Raw genomic sequence first — 20,821 nt, forward strand, 5'->3', positions numbered from 1 at the left:
AAATAATTATCTTATTTATTACAGCTTCATAAATTTTATAAAAAAAGTAAGACAAAATCATAAGTTTAGCTAAAAATATGTCAAATAAGCGTACTTTTGCAATAAATATTAGGAATGAGAAATTGAAAAAATATACTTGTTTAGATCTATTTAGCGGAGCAGGCGGTTTTTCGCTTGGTTTTTTTAAAAGTGGCAATTTTGATATATTGCTATCAATAGATAACAATCCAAATTTATCAATAACTTATGAGAAAAATTTTAGTTTTGTAAAACACTTAAATCGTGATATTTTAAGTTTTAGCGATAAAGAAATAGCTGAATTGCAAAATAAATATAAATTTGAAGTTATTATAGGAGGACCACCTTGTCAAGGATTTTCCCTGGCTGGAAATATCGGCAGGAAAGAATTACATGATGAGCGAAATAAATTATTTTTAGCATATCTGCAATTTATAAAAATTATTAAGCCTAAAATTTTTATAATGGAAAATGTTGCTACATTGGCTAGACACAATAAAGGCAAAACATTAAAAGGCATAATTCAAAGTTTTATCGAAATTGGTTATGAGGTTAAATATGAAATTTTAAACGCGAAAGATTATGGTATAGCACAAAATAGAAATAGAATCTTTATTGTCGGTACACAAAAAAGAAATACTTTTAAATTTCCGCAAAAATCAAAAAAAGAATATAATATTAAAAGTGCAATAGATGATTTACCAATACTAAATAGCTCTGAAAGCTCAATCATTCCAAACCATAATGCAATGACACACTCAAAACAAATGCTTGAAAAGATGTCTTATGTAAAAGACGGGGGAAATAGAGAGCAAATTCCACCTTTAATAAGACCAAAAACTGGCGATGTTAGGAAATATATAAGATACGATAGCTCAAAGCCATCCATAACAATTACAGGTGATATGAGAAAAGTATTTCATTATTCGCAAAATAGAGCTTTAACTGCTAGAGAGCTAGCAAGAATTCAAAGTTTTCCTGATGATTATATTTTTTATGGCAATTCCATTGATATACAACAACAAATAGGCAATGCTGTTCCTCCATTACTTGCATTGAAATTAGCAAACCAAGTTAAGATTTTTTTAAATGAATAAATATCCGAAAGTAAACTATATCGGAAACAAAGAAAAGATTGCCGGTTGGATTATACAAAATTTACCTATAAAAAACGGAAAAGTTTTAGATCTTTTTAGCGGTGGATGTTCCATGTCTTACGCTTTTAAAGAAGCAGGATTTAGTGTTATCTCAAATGATATATTATATTCAAATTATTGTATATCAAAAGCTATAATTGAAAATAACAGTAATATTTTACATTTAAACATAACATCTAAAATTTTATATTCATATTATAATGATACGATATACAAAAACATAGAGTGGCTCAAAAACAAACTATATTTTGAAAACGAAGTAAAAGAATTAACTTGTATAATAAATTATGCTAATACATTGCAAAACTTTGATAAATTTATGTTTTTTGCACTCTTAAGACGAGCAATGATACGAAAAATTCCTTATTCTAGAATGTGCATCAAATGGGAAGAAATTGTAAAGCTTAGAGATGAAGAATTTAGTTATCAAAAGTATGGTAGACGTAGAGCATATCACAACATAAGCTTCTTAGAACATATTTACATAAATTTAAATCAATACAATAACGCTGTTTTTGATAATGGATTTAACAATACTTCATATAATCTTGATTGTTTTAAAATAATTGAAATAGTAGAAAATATAGATTTAGTATATATAGATCCGCCATATCCTTCTACAATGAATAATTATTTTAGTTTTTACGGTTCATTTGATAAAATGTTAAACAAAGAAACAATGTATTATACAGATTTTACCAATAAAAATATGTTTTTAAAAAATTTAAAAATTATTTTTGAAAAATTAAAAAGTAAAACTAAATTTATAGCCATAAGTTTAAATAGTAACAGCAATCCTGGTTATAAAGAAATAATAGATACGGTTTCTACATTAACTAAAAACTATTATTTGCAAGAAAAGCAACATATGTATAAAGTAACAGGCAAAGAAAATAAAAGACAAACTTATGAAATATTATTAATTTTTGAATTGATATGAGAGATACTATGAAAAATAAGAGACCTATAAGAGATCAACAATATGAAAATTATTGGAAACTAACACTTGAATATAGTGATTTTTACGAAGAAAATTTTAATAAATGCTTAAAAATTATAATCGACTTTATGGATAAAAATACAAATATTGATACGGAAAAATATCGTGAATTACAAGATGAAATTTATAATTTTAATCCAAAATCTGATTACGCATCTGTGAGAAAATCAATAAATCAATTTTTTAAACTTGGTTTTGTAAATAATAATTTTCATGGTTATCATAAAAAAACAAAACAGTTTTTAGCAGAACAAAATAAAGCAAAAAAGAAGATTTTATATTCCGAAATTCTTTATGATAATGCTAGTTTTTCAAGATCATATAAAAATAGTAATGATCAGAATGAACTCAAATTTTTAGTTAAAACCATAGAACACTGTGGAAGTATATCAAAAGAAAATCTTTTAGCAATAATGCGTGTTACAGATACCGCAAGTAAAGATTATTTAAACTCGGATGAATTACAAGAACTAACAGATCATATTATTAGCATAAAATTATTAGAAAGAAAATATAATCAAGTAACATATTTATGGAATATCTGTAAAAACGTATTAACAGGTATTTATGTAGATGAAAATAATTGCTTAACACTAGATAAGCCTGAATATGATTATACAGAAAGAGCAATAGGTAGAGATACATACAAACAAACATTATATAAATATTCTCTCTATGAAGAAAGTAGAGAAATTTTTTCAGATGTTTATTGCTATGTAGAAAAGTTAAAATATCCTGTTTTAATAGCATCACATATAAAACCATATCGTTATTGTAACGATAGTGAACAGTTTGATAAGAATAATGGATTATTATTATCAAAGTCACTAGATCAGCTATTTGATCAAGGTTGGATTTCTTTTGAAGATAATGGAAGCATAATATTAAATGAAAATTTAGATGAAAATCTTAAAAAAATATTGGCTACAAAAAAAATTAACCAACAAATACTAAATCCGGTAAGACTTAGATATTTGGCTTATCATAGAAAAAATATATTTAATAACTCAAAACAATATAAATTTTAAATTACTAAACTTTTGGCAAGGATAATAATTAATATTATAAGTGTTAATAACTTTATGTTTTTACAGTATTTTTATTACTCTTTAAAACTTCTTTTTATTGTTGAGTTATTAATAAAGCCTGTTTATAACATTAAGTTTGGTTGTTATCCTTATACTATAATATTTAAATATATTTTAGTTAACAAATCAATATTTTATTAACAATAATATCAACGAATTGATTATATATTAAAATTAACAAAAAGTCATTTTTAGATTCTATAGTAATAATAGACAATCTACTCATTAAAAAAATAAACAAACTTAAATTTAAACAATAAAAGTAGAGTAAATACTTATATTGAGCCATAAAAGAAAATATGAAAAAATATATTTTAGATAAAGAAATTGTAACAAAAGAAAGAATAATAAAGTATTATTAAAAGACCTCACTGCCTATTTAAAAGAAGCCTTCCTTGAAGTCTTATCAGTAGCAAGGAACCTTTGATGGAATTATATTATTAAAATATTAAATTCTAATAAATCAACATACATGAAAAATTAAATTTGGTGGAGACGAGGGGAATTGAACCCCTGTCCAAAAATAAAACAACCACGGCATCTACATGCTTAGCAAAGGTGAAAATTTCATCTAGCCAAACTCACCTTCCAAAATTTCAAGCTAGACTAAGACTTTAATTTCAATCAAAACTTGTCAAATTTCAATCTACACTATCAAAAATGACCAAATTCTAAGCTAGATAGTATCACTTAAAATTCAGGCTCAACTGAACTTACGCAGCTTTAGCGTAAGCAGGAGCAAATTTAACGTTGTTTGCGTTTAATTTTAATTTGAGCTTTATACGCTTTGCTCAAAGCGACATGCCACCAAGGCCACTCTACTCCTGTCGAAGCCAAGTCGTCCCCATTATTGAGAAATTTTATCTGGAACATTTGCAATTTGAGGGTTAAATACGCTTAAAAAAGAAGCATTTTTTTCATAATCACTGCAATATCTATCAAGCTGCTCACCCACTAAAAACATCCAATCCACAAATTCATCGCTAGCAGGCCCATCAAATTTAGCTGCTTCTTGCATAATTTCCTCACAAAATGTGCAAAAATTTGCAATTTCATCTAAATTTAATCTTTTAGCAGCCCAAACCACATTGTGAATATTTTGCTCTAAGTCTTTTAAAGCTTCTTTGTATTTTGAGCTATCACTACTTAGCTTTACTATCAAAGGCTCTAAAACATCACAAAGACTTCTAAAAAAATACAAAAAACGCTCGATTTCTTCAAGCTCGTAATCTAACTCTAATTGCTCTAAAATTCCCATAAAAACTTCTATAATCTAAGTTTAAATGTTTATTTTAGCAAATTTTAGATAAAATTAAAATTTCTTACAAAATAAAATGGAAAAAATATGGATAGAATCGTAGAGATTGAAAAATTCTCCCCTGATGAAACTTACGAAACAAGCCTTAGACCTTCAAATTTTGACGGCTACATAGGACAAGAAAATATTAAAAAAAATTTAGAAATTTTCATCAAAGCTGCTAAAAAAAGAAATGAATGTCTAGATCATATCCTTTTTAGTGGGCCTGCAGGACTTGGTAAGACAACTTTAGCAAACATTATCTCATATGAAATGAATGCAAATATCAAAACTACCGCTGCACCCATGATAGAAAAAAGCGGGGATTTAGCTGCGATTTTAACTAACCTTAGCGAAGGAGATATTTTATTTATCGATGAAATTCATCGCTTAAGCCCTGCCATAGAAGAAGTGCTTTACCCTGCTATGGAAGATTTTCGTCTTGATATTATCATAGGTAGCGGCCCTGCTGCACAAACAATCAAAATCGATTTACCTAAATTTACACTCATTGGTGCTACTACAAGAGCAGGTATGCTAAGCAATCCTTTACGCGATCGCTTTGGTATGCAATTTCGCTTGGAATTTTATAAAAATGAAGAACTTGCTATCATTTTAGAAAAAGCAGCTCTAAAGCTTAATAAAACTTGCGAAAAAAAGGCTTCTTTAGAAATAGCCAAACGCAGTCGCTCAACCCCAAGAATTGCTTTAAGATTGCTTAAGCGTGTAAGAGACTTTGCTGATGTAAATGATGAAGAAATCATTAGCGAAAAAAGAGCTAAAGAAGCACTTGATTCTTTAGGGGTAAATGAGCTTGGTTTTGACGCGATGGATTTGCGGTATTTAGAGCTTTTAACTGAAGCTAAAAGAAAACCTATAGGACTTTCTAGTATAGCTGCAGCATTGAGCGAGGATGAAAATACCATAGAGGATGTGATAGAGCCATATTTACTAGCAAATGGTTATATAGAAAGAACAGCCAAAGGTCGTATTGCGAGCTTAAAAAGCTTTGATGTTTTAAAATTAAAATACAACAAGGGTTTATTTGATGAAAAGTAGTAATTTTTTCTTGATTAGTTTTATTTTGATCATTTTATTTTGGGTACTTTTTTTATTTAAACCTTTTTTGATGAATATAGCCATAGCAAGTTTAATGGCCGTTTCTACTTCTAATGTTAATGTTAAATTCTTAAGTATTTTCAAAGGTAAAAAAGTCGTTGCGGCAGCAGCCACTACTGTTTTTATGTTGGCTTTATTTTTTATCCCTTTTGTATATGCTATTATAGAGCTTGCAAAGGCAGCTAGCGGTTTTAATATAAGTTATATCCACAATACCATAGAATATTTTAAAAACTATTCTTTACACTTGCCTGAGTCTTTAAGTTTTATAGAACCCAAAATCAAAGAAGCATTAGCAAGTATTGATTTAAACTCTATCTCTAAAAATGTTTTAACCTATCTTTCAAGCGCAACTAAATTTGGCACTAAATTTCTAACTGATATGGTGTTAATTTGTGTGTTTTATTTCTTTGCTAATCTTTATGGAGCCCAACTCATTGGCTATATAAAAAGCATAGTGCCTATGAAAAAAGAAGAAACTCAAGGCATTTTAAGCGAAGTGAGTAATGTAATGTCTGTTGTGTTTTATTCTATGGTGCTAAATGCCATTTTACAAGGAGTGCTTTTTGCTATCATTACTAAATTTTATGGTTATGATGCGATTTTAATGGGGATATTATTTTGCTTTAGCTCTTTAATCCCTGTAGTAGGCGGGGCTTTAGTTTATGTGCCTGTCTCTTTATATGAATTTGCAAATAACAATCTAAGCGGCGCTTTAGTGATTTTCATTTATAGTGTGGTTATGATATCTTTTATCGCAGATACTTTAGTAAAGCCTTACATCATTAAATGGATCAATGAAAAACTTGTTCAAATTCCAACACAAATTAACGAACTTTTAATTTTCTTTGCGATGATAGCAGGAATTTCAAGTTTTGGCTTTTGGGGCATTATCCTTGGACCTGCTATTTTAACTTTCTTTATCTCTACTTTAAAATTATACGTGATTTTAAAAGAAAAGCATTTTGTATAAAGGCGATTATTTTTCAATAATCGCTAAAATTTCTTCTTCGCTTGTAAGTTTTTTATTGTATTTAATCACTAAAAATTTAGAGTTTTTATACACATCTAAAACACCATTTATGCCTTTAATCACATTTAAATCATGTTTTGTTTCTAAAGATAAATAGACATTTTTAAAATCTGCTGGACTTTGTAAAAACAAAAGCAATACAAACCAAATTACAGACAAAGCTATCAAAATAAAAGCAAGAGTGACTAAACTAAAATGGTGTAAAAAATATCCTCCAACAACACCGCCTAAAAAGCTTCCAAAATAGCCAAAAGCATTAAATACACCCAAAGCTGCGCCTTTTTCATTTACCTTAGCAAATTTACTCGCACAGCTTTGCATAATAGGCTCATGTAAATTAAATCCTATAAAAAACACTACAACACCCACCATAAACACTAAAGCATTATGCGAAAAAGCAAATATAATATAAGCAATGATAAAAAATGCCACACCCAAAAGCAATATCTCTTTACTTAAGCCTCTTTTTTCTCCCAAAGATCCTGATAAACCCATAGCTAAAAACCCAAGCACCATAGAGCTCACATAAACATGCCATAAATTCTCACTTGGGTAATTAAACTCATGTACTAAAACCAAAGGAATACTTAAAAACGCAATACTCATAAGCATTTTTTGCATACAATTAGTAAGATTCATCAAAGCTAAGTTTTTTTCTTTTAAAAGTTTTTTCAATGGAGTTTTAGTATTTTCATGTACTATTGTATGCTCTTTTGGCACAACGCTAAATAAAAGTACGATACAAATTAAACTCAAAATCGCACTTAAATCAAACAAACTTGAAAGTCCGAATTTAGCACTCATTAAAGGAGAAAGCACCAAAGAAGCTGCAAAAGAAAGTCCTATAAATGAACCCATGATAGCCATAGCCTTACCACGATTTTCTTCATTAATAAAATCGCTTATCATAGCAGTAGCTACTGCTCCTATGGCTCCTGCACCTTGTAAAAGCCTTCCAAACATCATCGTATAAATATCATCAGCATATGAACATACCAAAGAACCTATGATAAACACCACAAGTCCTATTAGCATAGTTTTTTTACGCCCTATTTTATCTGAAATGATTCCAAAAGGAACTTGCAATACCATTTGAGTTAGAGCATACACACCTACTAAAAGCCCTACTAAAAACTCATTGGCTCCTTTTAAATTTAAAGCATATAAACTTAAAACCGGCAAAACTATAAACAATCCAAAAAATCTAGTTCCTACAATAAAAGACAAAGGTAAAACGGTTTTTAACATCTTTTCTCCTTATAAAGGATAATTTTACTATGATTTTGATAAACTTTTTTTAAAGTCAAAATAAAAAGAGTAATTTATGAAGAAAAAATTAAAAATCATTCTAGCAACTTCTAACGCACACAAAGTAGAAGAAATCAAAAAATTTTTAACTACTTATGAAATTTATGCCTTAAATGAAATCATCACCCCTTTTGAAATCATCGAAGATGGTGTGAGTTTTAAAGAAAATGCTTTGATAAAATCTAAAGCTATTTTTAATGCTTTAGGTAAAAAACAAGATGAATTTATCACCTTAAGCGATGATAGCGGTATAAGCGTAGAGGCTTTAAACAATGCGCCAGGGATTTTTTCTGCAAGATACTCTCAAGAAGGCACTGATGAGGCCAATAGAAACAAACTCATCCAAGCCCTACATGAAAAAAATCTACATCAAAGCAAAGCTTTTTACACTGCAGCCATAGCCATAAGCTCAAAATATGGACATTTTAGCACGCATGGATACATGCATGGCCTTGCTATTGATACTCCAAGGGGTAATAATGGCTTTGGATACGATCCTTTATTTATCCCAAAAGGTTTTGATAAAACCTTGGGCGAATTAGATGAGCAAGTAAAATTAAAAATTTCACACCGCTCGCAAGCACTAATGTTTGCTACTTATATCTTAAGAGCATTAGAAAAAATGGAGCATTGATGAAACAATTTATAAAATATATGCTTATTGCTTTTGGTGTTTATGTGATTTGGATTTTACTTTATTATAATTTTGCTTAAGATAATGATAGCTTAAAATAAAACTTGGCAATAAAAAAAGCGAACCAAACAAAAGCAAACCCATAGCCAAAACCGTAAGTAAGCCAAAATAAATCGTTGGGATAAAATTACTACTAATCATTACCAAAAAGCCTAGAATAATCGTAACACTAGTATAATAAATCGCACTTCCTATACCCATATGTGAAGCTTTTATAGCCTCTTCTAAGCTTTTATGTTTTAATTCTTCTTTAAAACGATGTATATAATGAATCATATCATCAACCCCTATTCCAATACAAATAGCAGCTATAGTAATACTCATAATATCAAGTGGTATATTGAAAACACCCATTAAGCCAAATACTAAAGCCAAAGGTATGAGATTAGCCAAAATCGCCACAAAAGCATAAACAAAACTTCTAAAAATCACCACAAACAAAGCAAAAATCACAAGCACTACAAAGGCTAAAGTGTCAAATTGTGATGAAAAAAGACTTTGAAGCATATTATTATATAAAGGCATAATACCACTGATTTTAACCTCTACATTATCATTTTGCAAAAGTTCTTTTAAGTCTTTTTCAAGCTGTTTTAAAAAAGCATCGCGTCTTAAATTTGGATCACTATCTAGCATACGCACGCTAAATCGCAACTCATTATTTTCAACACTTACAAAAGGGGTTAAAACTTGCTTTTTAAAATTCTCATCTAAATTTTCATATAAAAATGCTAAAGCAAAATCATCTAAAGCCTTGCCATTATTAATACTTTTTCCAAGCTCTAGTAAACTTTGTAAGCTAAGCACAGAGCCTACGTATTTTTGCTTACTTAAAAACTCATGAACCTTAGCAGCTATTCTTGTTTTTTCACTACTAAAAAAATACCTATCATCTTTGGCTAAATCATCAAATTCTTGTTCAAACTCATCTAAACTTTCATTTTGTTTTGGACCTTGCTTAAACTTGATAATCACATCTAAAGGCATAGTTCCACCTAGCTCTTTATCTATAACCAACAAGCCTTGTTTAATCCTAGAACTATCTTTAAAATAACTCACAAAGCTATTTTCTACTTTAATTTGTAAAATTCCATACAAAGCAAAAGCTACACAAAACAAACTTATACCATAGATAATTTTTCTATGTTTTAAGCTTGCATTTGCACAAAAACTTAAAAATTTCAATGAATTTTGATTAAGCTCTTTAAAATTTAAACGTGGCATTAATACCAAAATACTTGCAAAATAAATATAAGCTAAAATCAAACTCACACTAATACCAAGACTCATCATAATACCAAGTTTGATAATAGGCTCAATATCTGAAAAAACAAAACTTAAAAACCCAACAACTGTGGTTAAAATAGCATAAAAACTAGGACTTGCTTTATCAAGTAAGGTTGAGAGTAAAAGCTTATAAACGCTAGCTTTTGGGTGTTTGTGTAAATTTTCTATAAAATGCACGATTAAGTGTATCACAACAGAAACAGTGATAATAAGCACTAAAGCTACATAGTTTGAAGACACTACGGTAATATCAAAGCCTAAAAGTGCGAAAATCCCACTTGAAGTAAAAAGCGAAACCACACAAATTCCCAAAGCCAAGAACACTAAGCGCAAAGAGCCAAAAAACCACCAAAGTGCTATAAATAAAAGCCCTATTAAACTAAGACCATAAATTTTTAAATCACTTTTTACATAATTAATCATATCATTAGCGATCATTTCTACACCACCAAGATGTAAAAAGTCTCCATTTTGACTATATTTAGATACTATTTTAGTAATTTCTTCTAATCTTTTTGCACTAAATTCCCTTGAGCTTTCTTGGTGTTTTTTAATCAAAGCTCTAAAATGCTCTTTTTCATTTTCACTTTTTGCATTATCTCTTGAATTAATCAAGTCATTATAAACAAGATCAGGCGCTAGATAAATCAAAATTCCCGTTGTTTTTCCATCTTTTGAGATGATATTATTTTTATAAAAGGGTTGGTTTAAAATTTCTTTTTTAGCTAGATTAACATCCACATCTTGACTAAAAATATTAGGTATATTTTGGATAAGCTCTTTTAACTCTTTACCTTTAGAACTTGCAAGTAAAGGCGCATTAGTGATAGAAAATACCTTTTGCACACCATTGATTTTTTCTAAATCAAGAGTTAAATTTTTTATAGTTTCTAAATTTTCTTTAGTAAAAATATCTTTATCTTTAGGAGCAAAAGCAAGCATCAAAAAATTATCATTACCATAACGCGCCGAAACTTCTCTATATAGTTTCAAACCCTCATCATGCTCTAAAAGCAAGCTTTCAGCACTTGCATCAACACTTAAATTTTTAGCAAAAAAACTAAAAAATATGCAAAAGATTAAAGTAATCCCCAAAGTTAGCTTTGGGAAATTAAGAAAGATTTTTAAAATTTTACTTAGCATTATTTAGAAAAATCAACACTAGAAAGCTTTTCAAGCAAGGTTTTAAAATCACCATTTTGTAAGACATCTTTAAACTGTGAGCGATAAGTTTGTATGATACTTATACCAAAAATATCCACATCATAAATTTGCCAGTCATTATTTTTATCATAAAATTTAAAGATTACAAAATTTTCTTTGCCATCTACTATCATAGAAGTTTTTAAAAAAGCTCTTTTGTTTTTTTCTTCTAAATTAATCACTTTTAATTTTTGAGAATCATACAAAGCAAGTTTATCTGTGAAACTTTTTTTAAGATTTTTTTCAAAAGCTTTGTTAAATTCATTTTTTTCATTTTCACTTAATTTTTCATATCTTGTAGAAAGACTAAGTTTAGCCATAAGCTCATAATCAAAAACACCATCAAATAAAGCAAAGATTTTTTCCGCTGCTTTAGCTTTATCATTTTTATTTTGATCTAGAATTTTTAAACTCTCATCAATCTTTTCTTGCATAGTTTTAGAAATATCTTGCAAATTTAAAGCAAAAGCAAATACTACACTAAAAAGCAAAACTATGATTTTTTTCATTTTATCTCCTTATTTGATGAGTTCTTGGCGTCTTTGTTCATACGCATCGCGTATAAAAGTATAATAATCTACACTATTTTGGTAAATATCATCTATTTTTTCATACTCAAAACTTAATTCATTAAGTTTTAATGCAGCATTTACGCCTGCTCCAACCCAAAAATTCTCAATATATCCCTCAGGCACCATAAACCAATTTACAGGCAAAGCTAAAGCATCTCTTACATTATAAGGACCTAAAAGTGGAAGCACTAAGTGTGGTCCACTACCTACTCCCCATTTGCCCAAAGTCGTTCCAAAATCAGCCTCATAACTTTTTAAAGGAGTTTTGCTCGCACTATCTAACAAACCAAATCCAAAAATCACATTCACACAAAATCTTCCAAATTCCTCGCCAGCTTTTCTAAATTCTAAACTTAAAAGGTGATTGATAAATCTAAAAGGTGATCTTGTGGTATCAAAAGCATTTTTTACTCCTGCTCTTATAAAACTTGGAGTAACACTTTTATAAGAAAGTGCAACCGGTCTTAAAAAATAAGTATAAAGATCATAATTAAATTTACTCATAGCTTTATTATAGGTATAAAAGCTATCCTTGACTTCTTTTTTTTGATATTCTTGTTCAAAATCTTCAAAGTCATTGGCTAAAATCAAAGTATTAAAAAATAAACACAAACTTAGTATGTATTTTAACAAGTTTTTCCTTTTAAAATTTCATAAATTGAAATCGTAAATTATACAAAAATTAAAATAAATTTTTACATTAAAATGCTTTTAAAATATTCTTTAAAAAAATTAAAATTTTTTATTTGCTTATAAAATAAGTCTTAGAAAATATGCAAAAAATACAAATTTATTTTTGCTTTTAAAAATAAGCTATAATTTTTTCAAAATTTACTACTAAAAGGATAAAAAATGAAAAAAATTTTCACCCTACTTTTTTTGTGTATTTTTAGCTATGGCGCTGATGTAAATATCGCTGCAGCTGCAAATGTAGCTTATGCTTTTAAAGCCTTGCAAAAAGAATTTCAAAAAGAAAACCCTGATATTAGTATCAATGTAAGCTTAGGCGCTAGTGGAAATTTAGTTTCACAAATCAAAAATGGAGCACCATTTGATATATTTATGGCTGCAAATATGAAATTTGCACAAAGCTTGTATGATGATAATTTTGCTAGCACAAAACCTGTTATTTATGCTCAAGGAGCTTTAGCTTTACTCAGTGTTAGAATGGATTTAAGCAAAGGATTAGACACACTTAAAGAAGAAAAAGTAAAAATCATCACCATAGCTAATCCCAAAGCTGCTCCTTATGGTCAAGCTAGTATAGAAACTTTACAAAATGCTAAAATTTATGAGCAAACAAAAGCTAAAATCATCGAAGCAAAATCTATAGGAGAAGCACTTACTCAAACACTAAAAGCAGCCGATGTGGGTTTTATAGCAGCAAGTGCTTTATATGAAGATACGCTAAAATCTTATAAACTCCAAGAAGGAAAAAATTATATTTTAATCAATCCAAAACTTTATGAGCCAATCAATCAAGGCATTGTTATCACTTCTTATGGTAAAGATAATGCCAAAGCTAAGAAATTTTATGATTTTATTTTAAGCAAAAAAGCTAAGGAAATTTTCAAAGCTTATGGCTATAATATCCCATGATTAAAGCTAAAATAAATACTATAAAAAATCATGAAAATATAAACTGGGTAGAATTTCTTATAAAAAAACATAAATTATATATGCTTGCTTTAGAACTTGATGAAAAAGCAAGCATTGATCAAGAAGTGTTACTTGCTTTTAAAAGTAGCGAGTGCTTGCTTAGTAAAAAAAATTTAGAAAACTCATTTTTAAATACCTTTTATGCAAAAATCATTGATATTTTCCAAGGACAAATCATCACTATCATAAGATTAGAAAATGAAATTTGCACTTTCGAAGCTCAAATTAGCACCCATGAGTTTTTAGAGCAAAATTATCAAAAAAATGATTTTGTATTTGCTTATGTACATCCTAGTGCTTTATTTATCAAAGAGTATCTATGCTAAAACTTGACTTTGAAAAAATCTTTAAAAATAAAGAAAAAGAATTTAAACTTAAGGTTAAATTTGAAGTTAAAGAAGGAGAATTTTGTGCTATTTTTGGAAAAAGTGGTAGTGGTAAAACTACGCTTTTGAGAATTTTAGCAGGTTTTGAAAAAGCACAAGGAATTTGCACTTTTAATAATACTGTATTTTTTGATGATAAAAACTTTCTAAGTCCACAAAAAAGAAAACTTGGCTTTGTTTTTCAAGATTATGCTTTATTTGAAAATATGAATGTAGAGCAAAACTTACTTTTTGCCAAAAAAGATCTAAAATTTGCTAATGAACTTTTAGAACTTTTAGATTTAAGCAAACACAAAAAAAGTCATATTTTAGAGCTAAGCGGGGGACAAAAACAACGCGTAGCTTTAGCAAGAGCTATTATGCAAAAACCCAAACTTTTACTTTTAGATGAGCCATTTAGTGCCTTAGATAATGAGATAAAACTACACTTGCATGATTATCTTTTAAATATACATAAAACTTATAAAATCACTACTATTTTAATCAGCCATGATGTAAGTGAAGTTTATAAACTAGCTAATAAAGTCATTGTTTTAGAAAATGGAGCCATTATCAAAGAAGGCTCGCCTAATGAAGTTTTTTTAAAGACGCAAGGCTCGCAAAAATTTGCTATAAAAGCACGCATTTTAAAACTACAAAAGCAAGATAGCATATTTATAGCCATACTTGCCATAGGTAATCAAATCAGCCAAGTAGTACTAAGCCCTTTAGAAGCTAAAGATTTTAAAGAAAATGATGAAGTGCTTTTAAGCCAAAAAGCTTTTGCGCTAAATTTAAGTAAAGTATAAAAACTATAACTTGCATTAACTCAACACTTTAAGCCTTTTAGCTTAAAGCACATTCATACTTTGTATCATTACTTTTGCTTTACATTCAGCACAGCAATATAGTGTTTTTATCTTAGCTTCATCACCCATAAATCTTGGTTTCATAATACTAGCGATTTTCTCAATAGCCTTTTTAGTAGCAAATTCTTTCCCACACTCTACACAAGCAAAAAGTTCATCTTGAGCTAAAACCATAAAAGAAAAATACTCTTTTTCTAAATCTATCCCACTTCTTTGAAGCATTAAAGTATCTTTTTCAGCACAACTTGCCTCACAATATCCACAGGTAGTACATAAGCTTGCATTAAATTTCAAAGAATTATCCTTAGCATCAGCTACTAAAGCTCCTACATTACAAGCTCCCACACAAGAAAGACATAAGGTACAGGTGTCTGTATTGATAGTGATTTTTCCATAGCGTATCCATTCTTTGCTTGGGATATTGCCTAAATTTTCTTCTTTTATAAGCTCTCTTAATCTTATAGCAAAATCTTCTCTTTTTAAAAGTGCAGGATTATAAGATATAAATTTAAGATTTTCTATAAAATGTGCTTGATTTATGGCCTCTAAAAGTTCTTTTTCATCTTTAGCTAGAAAAATTGCATTTTGTTTAAATTTTCTTTGAAAAATTTCATTCATCAAAGCTATCACTTCTAAAGCACCTTGCGATAAGCCATCACTATAAAAAATCACACTCGCACCACTTGTTTGAAGCATAGCTAAAAAATGTGCTTGATCAAGATAGTTTTCGCCTTTAATCATAAAAGGCATTATATCTTCTTTTAAAGTGATATTTAAATTTTCTATAGACATTTTCTCAGGGATTATCAAAATGATTTTATCTTCATAAAATTTTAAAATTTCATAAAAGCTATTACGTGGCATAGGTGCATAATCAAGCGCCCCACTAGGACAAATCCCCACACAATCACCACAGCTTAAACAATCCACATGAGAAAATTCTAATTTTCTTTGCTCATCATCTTTTAAAATAGCCACACTAGGACAAATTTCAGCACATTTTCCACAATGAACACTTCTTCTTTCATGGTATTGACAAATGCTATCATCATAACTAATATAATTTCTAAATTTATATTTTGGAGAATTAGAATTTAAAAGTTTTATAATTTCTTCTTGACTTAAAGTAGTTAAATCATAACAACCACTTTGTTGATCAAAGCTTTCTTTTTTTACATCATATAAGAAAAAATCACAATCAATCTCTACTTGCTCATTATCTTTTAAAGCTACCACACAAAGCTCGCCCACGCAACCTAAAACACCCAAGCATTGCTCATTGCTTAGTTTTAAAACCTTGTATTCTTGTTTTTTTAAACTTTCTATAAGCTCATTTTGATCCTCATTGCTTACGATAATTACATTTTTACCCACTTCTTTGGTGTATTCTAAATCAAGTCCTAAATCATAAACTTTAGATCTAATCTTATATAAAGACTCAATAGTTTTAGCTTTTTTAAGCACATCATCTTGTGAGTTTTTAAGGTAAAAATTAATCTCAGGTGCATAAACTTCAGGGTTTAAAAGCTTTGAATTTCCTATAAAAACTTCTTCATCACAGGCTTTTTGAACTATGCTAATATCATCACTTAAAGGAATTAAATCTTCATTTTCTAAAAATACAAAATCTTTCATAATGCTCTCTTTTAAATTTTTTAATCTTAATTATATAAATTTCATTATAAAAAAGTTATAATTTTACTAATTTATTCTTAAGGTTTAAGATGAACAAATTTAGAAATTTTCCACCCATAAACACACTTATAAACAATGAAAACTTGGCTAGCTACCCTTTGTATTTAAGATCTCATTTTGCAAAAATAGTTGTTTCAAATTGTAAAAAAGAACTAAGTAAAAATGAAAATTTAAATTTTAGCTTGCAAGATTTGCTAAGTAAAATTGCTCAAAGCATTGATGAGTTTTTAAATATGCAAAGTCAAAGTTTGATCAATGCTAGTGGAGTTATCATTCATACTAATCTTGGTCGTAGTATTATTGATGAGAGTATTTTTGAAAGAACTAAAGAAATCATCTGCTCTTATTCAAATTTAGAGTTTAACATGCAAAGTGGCAAAAGAGGCTCAAGGTATGACGCACTTAGTGCGAATTTAAAAATATTATTTGATTGCGAAGATTGTTTAGTTGTTAATAATAACGCTTCAGCTGTATTTTTAATCTTAAACACCTTAGCAAAAAATGAAGAAGTTATTACTTCAAGAAGTGAGCTAGTTGAGATTGGGGGAAATTTTAGAATTCCTGAAGTTATGCTAGCAGCTGGTGTTAAGCTAAAAGAAATAGGCACGACTAATAAAACTCATCTGTATGATTATGAAAAAGCCATCAATGAAAATACTAAAATGATTTTAAAAACCCATCGTTCTAATTTTGCTTTTAAGGGATTTTTTGAAGAAGTAAGCTTAAGCGAAATTCATGCTTTAACAAAAAAGAAAAAACTCATATCTTATTACGATTTGGGTGCTGGCTGGTGTGAAAAAATTAATAAACAACTTAGCAAAAACGAGCCAAGCGTGAAAGAGCTTTTAAAACATTGTGATATTTTAAGTTTTAGCGGTGATAAACTTTTTGGTTCTACTCAAGCAGGCATTATACTTGGAAAGAAAAAATACATTCAACAATTAAAGAAAAATCAACTTCTAAGAATGCTAAGGGTTGATAAAATCACTCTAGCTTTTTTAAATGAAACTACCAAAGCATACTTAGAAAAAGAATATGAAAAAATTCCTACACTAAAACTTTTAAATGATGATTTAAAAACCATAGAAAAAAAAGCACTCTTTGTCAAAGAAAAAATTCCTACAAAATGTGAGTTAAAAGCTTCTAAAAGTTTAGTAGGCGGTGGCTCTATGCCTGATAAAAGCTTGGATACTTTTGTGCTAAGTTTTGATGAGAAAGCTTTGCTTTTACAAGAAAAATTTAGAAAAAAAGGTGTGATTGGACGTGTTGAAAATGGGCATTTTGTGCTAGATTTTAGAAGTATTTTAGAAAAAGATTTAAACCGTTTAATCCACGCTATCAAAGAGGTATTTCATGCATAGTATCATCATAGGCACTGCTGGGCATATTGACCATGGTAAAACTTCGCTTATTAAAGCTTTAAATGGTTTTGAAGGTGATGATTTAAAAGAAGAGCAAGAAAAAGGTATTACGATTAATCTTAGCTTTTCAAATTTAAAAAGTGAAAATTTAAATATTGCTTTTATCGATGTGCCTGGGCATGAAAGTTTAATTAAAACTATGATAAGTGGTGCTTTTGGCTTTAGAGTATGTATGTTTGTCATAGATATAAATGAGGGTTTAAAGGCTCAAAGTATAGAGCATTTAAGGGTTTTGGAATTTTTAGGCGTAAAAGATGTAGTGCTTATTTTAAGTAAGGTTGATTTATGCAAGGATTTAGCGCAAAAACAAACAAAGCTTTTAAAAGAATTAAAAGCCTTTAAAATCAATATCTTAAAAGTTTTTCCAACAAGCATTTATGATGAGCAAAGCATATTAAATTTAAAAAACTATCTACTTAGTTTAAAGCCTAAAGAAAATGATGAAAATTTGATTTTTAGATACTACATTGACAGGGTTTTTTCTCTAAAAGGTATAGGAACGGTAGTAACAGGAAGCTTAAATGAAGGAAAAATCAGTAAAAATGAAAAAATCTTTTGCCTTGAAAATCAAAAAGATATCATTGTAAAAAACATACAAATTCATGAAGAAAATGTTTTAGAAGCAAAAGCTTATAATAGAGTTGCTTTGAGTTTAAATTGTGATTATTATGAGCTAAAAAAAGGCTATATATTAAGTAAAAAAGGTGTTTTTAAAAGCTTTAAAAGTATCGATGGGGTTGTTTTTAATACAGAGATTAAACACGGGAGTATTTTAGAATTTTGTAGTGGTTCAAAAAAGCTTAATGCAAAAATTAGTGTAATCAAAGAATTTGAAGATAAGACTTATATTAGTTTAGAGTTTGATAAAAGCCTACCTTTGTGTTTTGATGATAAATTCATCTTGCTTGAAAATGGGCGCATTAAAAGTGGTGGTGTGGTATTAAATGCAGTGAGTGAGCCTTTAAAAAAAGATATAAAAGCTAAGTATTTAGCACTTTTAGAACAAAAAAATTTTAAAAAAGTATTTGAGTTTTTAAAACAAACTCACAAACTTGGCTTTGGATTACTTTCAAGCTATCAACGCTTTAAACTCACTCATGAGCAAGCTTTAAACTTAGCAAAAAGTTTAGATCGTGTTTTTGTCGATGAGCAAGCTTTAAATGTATATGATTTAAGTGCTATGCAAACTTTGAAAGAATTTATTGATTTTATTTTCTCTAAAAATCCTTATGCTTTAATCTCGCCTCATTCTATCGCCTTAAGGCTTAGCTGGGCAAGTGAGAGTTTTTGCGCTAATGTACTCAAGCAAATGCAAGAAAAATTAGATTTTAAAGATGGCATATGGTTTTTAAAAGGACAAAATTTTGAAAAGCTACAAGAAAAGGCTCATTGTGAGCTTTATGAAATTTTAAAAAAAGAAGGTATAAAACCTACCGCACCTTATAATCTTTATGAATATTTAGAACTTGATAGGAAAAATGGAGATCTTATCTTAAAAAAACTCACTAAAGAAAACAAAGTCAAAAGATTAGCACATAATCTTTTTATAGAAAAAAATGCCCTTGAAAATCTCATGCAAGAGTTTTTAAAGCTTTTACAAAATCATCATTTAGATGTCGCTTTTGTAAAAAATCATTTTCAAATTTCGAGAAAATATGCCATAGCTTATTTAGAATACCTTGATAAAAACTATCCTCAAGTGATAAAAATCGAGGAAAAAAGAATGCTAAAAGTCTAAGTGTTAAAATTTACATTTTATAATTGATAAAAATTTAAATTAAAGGAATAAAATGAAAAAATCTCTAGCTCTTTTAACTCTTGCTAGCTCTTTATTTGCTGCAAGTAATGAAGAAATTATTAATTTTTTTAAGAAAAATCCAAATTTATCAAATGCAAATATTAGTGTTTCTAGTAGAGAAAAAATTCCTGATACTAACTTTGAAGCTGTGATAGTTAATTTTGAAATTAGTGGTAAAAATTTCCAAGAAATCGTTTTTACTCAAGATAATATCATCACAACCGAAGTAATTGATGTAAAAAAAGGTGAGTTTTATTCTCAAGTTTATCAAGCAAAACTCATGGAAAAACAACAAGCTGAATTTTCAAAAAAAGCTCTAGTGGAACTTAAAAAAGAAAAAATGTTTGTTTCTTTAGGCGATAAAAACAAACCTTTACTTTATGTATTTAGCGATCCTGAATGTCCATATTGTAGAATGCATTTAGATAAGATAGAAGAAACACTAAAAACTCATCAAGTTAAATTTATCTTAACCCCTATCCATGATACAAGCGCATTTGAAAAATCTGCATTAATTTATAAAGAAAGTAAAAATGCTAAAGATGATGCACAAAAAATTGCTATCATGAAAAAATACTATGATAAAAATTTAAAAGATTATAAAAAACCTAGTGAAGCTGAGGTTAAAGCGGTAAGAGAAACTTTTGCAAAATACTCTAAACTTGGTCTTCGTGCCGTACCAACCATAATCGATGCTCAAAAATAATCTTTTCTTACTTGTGCTTGCACTGTTTTTAAGTGCTTGCACAGGCCCTATGCAAACTTTTATCCAAACAAATAATGAGGGTATTTTCCTACATGCTAATAAAAATCAAAGTTTTTCTTTACACATCAATAATCCTTCAAAATTAAACACAAATTTAGAAGCTAAGCTCACTCAAAAATTACAAAATTTAGGATTAGTTTTAAATAATACTCAAAGTGATTATAAAATTTATATCAATATAGTAGATTTTAAAAAATTTTCTTACGCACAAAGACTAATTGCTTCTAATGCGAGATTTTTTTATAATGACTTTGATAAAATAGATGATGTTTTTGAAATGGAAGTAGAAAATTACTATCTTTTGCAAGTTAATTTACAAATTAGCTCCAAAAACTCTACTCAAAGCACCTCACTTTTAACAAGAACTGCTTATCTTAGCAATATAGACAGAGCCAAAGAATCTTTAGAAGAAAAAATTGCTAATCAAATAACAAGCTTTTTTTATATGCATTAAAGATGGCGTTTAAGCCAT

At 28.7% G+C, this 20,821-nt stretch carries 19 protein-coding genes and 1 other RNA gene; 13 read left to right on the plus strand and 7 right to left on the minus strand.

What is annotated here, in order from left to right; genetic code table 11:
• The first annotated feature begins 122 nt into the window (after window positions 1-122).
• From CD56_RS06565 to CD56_RS06575, 3 genes are read left to right on the plus strand one after another with little or no spacing between them, the layout of a single operon-like run.
• On the plus strand, window positions 123-1,115 hold the full coding sequence (locus CD56_RS06565) for a DNA cytosine methyltransferase (protein ID WP_080956341.1): 993 nt from the start codon (window positions 123-125) through the stop codon (window positions 1,113-1,115).
• Window positions 1,108-2,115 carry a DNA adenine methylase gene (locus CD56_RS06570; RefSeq protein WP_047208569.1) on the plus strand — a complete coding sequence of 336 codons (1,008 nt, stop codon included), beginning with the start codon at window positions 1,108-1,110 and terminating at the stop codon, window positions 2,113-2,115. The genes CD56_RS06565 and CD56_RS06570 overlap by 8 nt, the downstream gene beginning before the upstream one ends.
• Window positions 2,116-2,123: 8 nt before the next feature.
• Entirely contained in the window at window positions 2,124-3,203 is a 1,080-nt protein-coding gene (locus CD56_RS06575; protein ID WP_158339236.1) for an HNH endonuclease signature motif containing protein, read from the plus strand.
• A gap of 547 nt (window positions 3,204-3,750) precedes the next feature.
• On the opposite strand, the gene ssrA is transcribed toward CD56_RS06575, so the two are convergent.
• Window positions 3,751-4,109, minus strand: a transfer-messenger RNA (tmRNA) gene (gene ssrA, locus CD56_RS08225).
• Window position 4,110: 1 nt separating this feature from the next.
• Window positions 4,111-4,521, minus strand: coding sequence for a hypothetical protein (locus CD56_RS06580; RefSeq protein ID WP_039628874.1), 411 nt, complete (start codon window positions 4,519-4,521; stop codon window positions 4,111-4,113).
• Window positions 4,522-4,608: 87 nt separating this feature from the next.
• On the opposite strand from CD56_RS06580, the gene ruvB reads away from it, so the two are divergent.
• Window positions 4,609-5,619 (plus strand): Holliday junction branch migration DNA helicase RuvB, encoded by a 1,011-nt coding sequence (gene ruvB / locus CD56_RS06585; protein WP_039619088.1) that lies wholly within the window; start codon window positions 4,609-4,611, stop codon window positions 5,617-5,619.
• On the plus strand, window positions 5,609-6,652 hold the full coding sequence (locus CD56_RS06590; RefSeq protein ID WP_039628877.1) for an AI-2E family transporter: 1,044 nt from the start codon (window positions 5,609-5,611) through the stop codon (window positions 6,650-6,652). Before ruvB ends, CD56_RS06590 begins: the two co-directional genes overlap by 11 nt.
• Window positions 6,653-6,658: 6 nt before the next feature.
• On the opposite strand, the gene CD56_RS06595 is transcribed toward CD56_RS06590, so the two are convergent.
• Window positions 6,659-7,960: an MFS transporter gene (locus tag CD56_RS06595; protein ID WP_047208571.1), complete on the minus strand. Its 1,302-nt coding sequence runs from the start codon at window positions 7,958-7,960 to the stop codon at window positions 6,659-6,661.
• Window positions 7,961-8,036: 76 nt separating this feature from the next.
• Here CD56_RS06595 and rdgB point away from each other — a divergent pair, with 76 nt between their 5' ends.
• The gene (gene rdgB / locus CD56_RS06600) at window positions 8,037-8,654 is read left to right on the plus strand and encodes an RdgB/HAM1 family non-canonical purine NTP pyrophosphatase (protein ID WP_039619092.1); all 618 of its coding nucleotides are present in this window, start codon (window positions 8,037-8,039) and stop codon (window positions 8,652-8,654) included.
• A 24-nt stretch (window positions 8,655-8,678) separates the two neighbouring features.
• Here rdgB and CD56_RS06605 read toward each other — a convergent pair whose 3' ends face one another.
• Genes CD56_RS06605 through CD56_RS06615 form a run of 3 tightly spaced genes read right to left on the minus strand, consistent with a single transcriptional unit; the run spans window position 8,679 to window position 12,409 of the window.
• Complete coding sequence (locus tag CD56_RS06605; protein WP_047208572.1) at window positions 8,679-11,144, minus strand: efflux RND transporter permease subunit; 2,466 nt, start codon at window positions 11,142-11,144, stop codon at window positions 8,679-8,681.
• Window positions 11,144-11,713 (minus strand): Tgt2/MlaC family protein, encoded by a 570-nt coding sequence (locus CD56_RS06610; protein WP_047208573.1) that lies wholly within the window; start codon window positions 11,711-11,713, stop codon window positions 11,144-11,146. Before CD56_RS06610 ends, CD56_RS06605 begins: the two co-directional genes overlap by 1 nt.
• A gap of 9 nt (window positions 11,714-11,722) precedes the next feature.
• Complete coding sequence (locus CD56_RS06615) at window positions 11,723-12,409, minus strand: MlaA family lipoprotein (protein WP_052768388.1); 687 nt, start codon at window positions 12,407-12,409, stop codon at window positions 11,723-11,725.
• Window positions 12,410-12,628: 219 nt separating this feature from the next.
• On the opposite strand from CD56_RS06615, the gene modA reads away from it, so the two are divergent.
• From modA to CD56_RS06630, 3 genes are read left to right on the plus strand one after another with little or no spacing between them, the layout of a single operon-like run.
• Entirely contained in the window at window positions 12,629-13,375 is a 747-nt protein-coding gene (gene modA, locus CD56_RS06620) for a molybdate ABC transporter substrate-binding protein (protein ID WP_047208574.1), read from the plus strand.
• Window positions 13,372-13,761, plus strand: coding sequence for a hypothetical protein (locus CD56_RS06625; protein WP_039619100.1), 390 nt, complete (start codon window positions 13,372-13,374; stop codon window positions 13,759-13,761). The genes modA and CD56_RS06625 overlap by 4 nt, the downstream gene beginning before the upstream one ends.
• Window positions 13,755-14,609 (plus strand): sulfate/molybdate ABC transporter ATP-binding protein, encoded by an 855-nt coding sequence (locus CD56_RS06630; protein WP_047208575.1) that lies wholly within the window; start codon window positions 13,755-13,757, stop codon window positions 14,607-14,609. The genes CD56_RS06625 and CD56_RS06630 overlap by 7 nt, the downstream gene beginning before the upstream one ends.
• A 42-nt stretch (window positions 14,610-14,651) precedes the next feature.
• Here CD56_RS06630 and CD56_RS06635 read toward each other — a convergent pair whose 3' ends face one another.
• Complete coding sequence (locus tag CD56_RS06635) at window positions 14,652-16,304, minus strand: 4Fe-4S dicluster domain-containing protein (protein ID WP_047208576.1); 1,653 nt, start codon at window positions 16,302-16,304, stop codon at window positions 14,652-14,654.
• An 89-nt stretch (window positions 16,305-16,393) separates the two neighbouring features.
• On the opposite strand from CD56_RS06635, the gene selA reads away from it, so the two are divergent.
• Genes selA through CD56_RS06655 form a run of 4 tightly spaced genes read left to right on the plus strand, consistent with a single transcriptional unit; the run spans window position 16,394 to window position 20,803 of the window.
• Window positions 16,394-17,725: an L-seryl-tRNA(Sec) selenium transferase gene (selA, locus tag CD56_RS06640; protein WP_047208577.1), complete on the plus strand. Its 1,332-nt coding sequence runs from the start codon at window positions 16,394-16,396 to the stop codon at window positions 17,723-17,725.
• A complete protein-coding gene (gene selB / locus CD56_RS06645) occupies window positions 17,718-19,523 on the plus strand; it encodes a selenocysteine-specific translation elongation factor (RefSeq protein WP_047208578.1) in 1,806 nt (601 codons plus the stop codon). The genes selA and selB overlap by 8 nt, the downstream gene beginning before the upstream one ends.
• A gap of 52 nt (window positions 19,524-19,575) precedes the next feature.
• Window positions 19,576-20,289, plus strand: a complete 714-nt coding sequence (locus tag CD56_RS06650) for a bifunctional thiol oxidoreductase (RefSeq protein ID WP_039642184.1) — start codon at window positions 19,576-19,578, stop codon at window positions 20,287-20,289.
• Window positions 20,276-20,803 carry a hypothetical protein gene (locus tag CD56_RS06655; RefSeq protein ID WP_047208579.1) on the plus strand — a complete coding sequence of 176 codons (528 nt, stop codon included), beginning with the start codon at window positions 20,276-20,278 and terminating at the stop codon, window positions 20,801-20,803. Before CD56_RS06650 ends, CD56_RS06655 begins: the two co-directional genes overlap by 14 nt.
• Window positions 20,804-20,821: the final 18 nt, after the last annotated feature.

Origin of the sequence: Campylobacter lari, assembly GCF_001017575.1 — a bacterium.
Classification (GTDB): domain Bacteria; phylum Campylobacterota; class Campylobacteria; order Campylobacterales; family Campylobacteraceae; genus Campylobacter_D; species Campylobacter_D lari_C.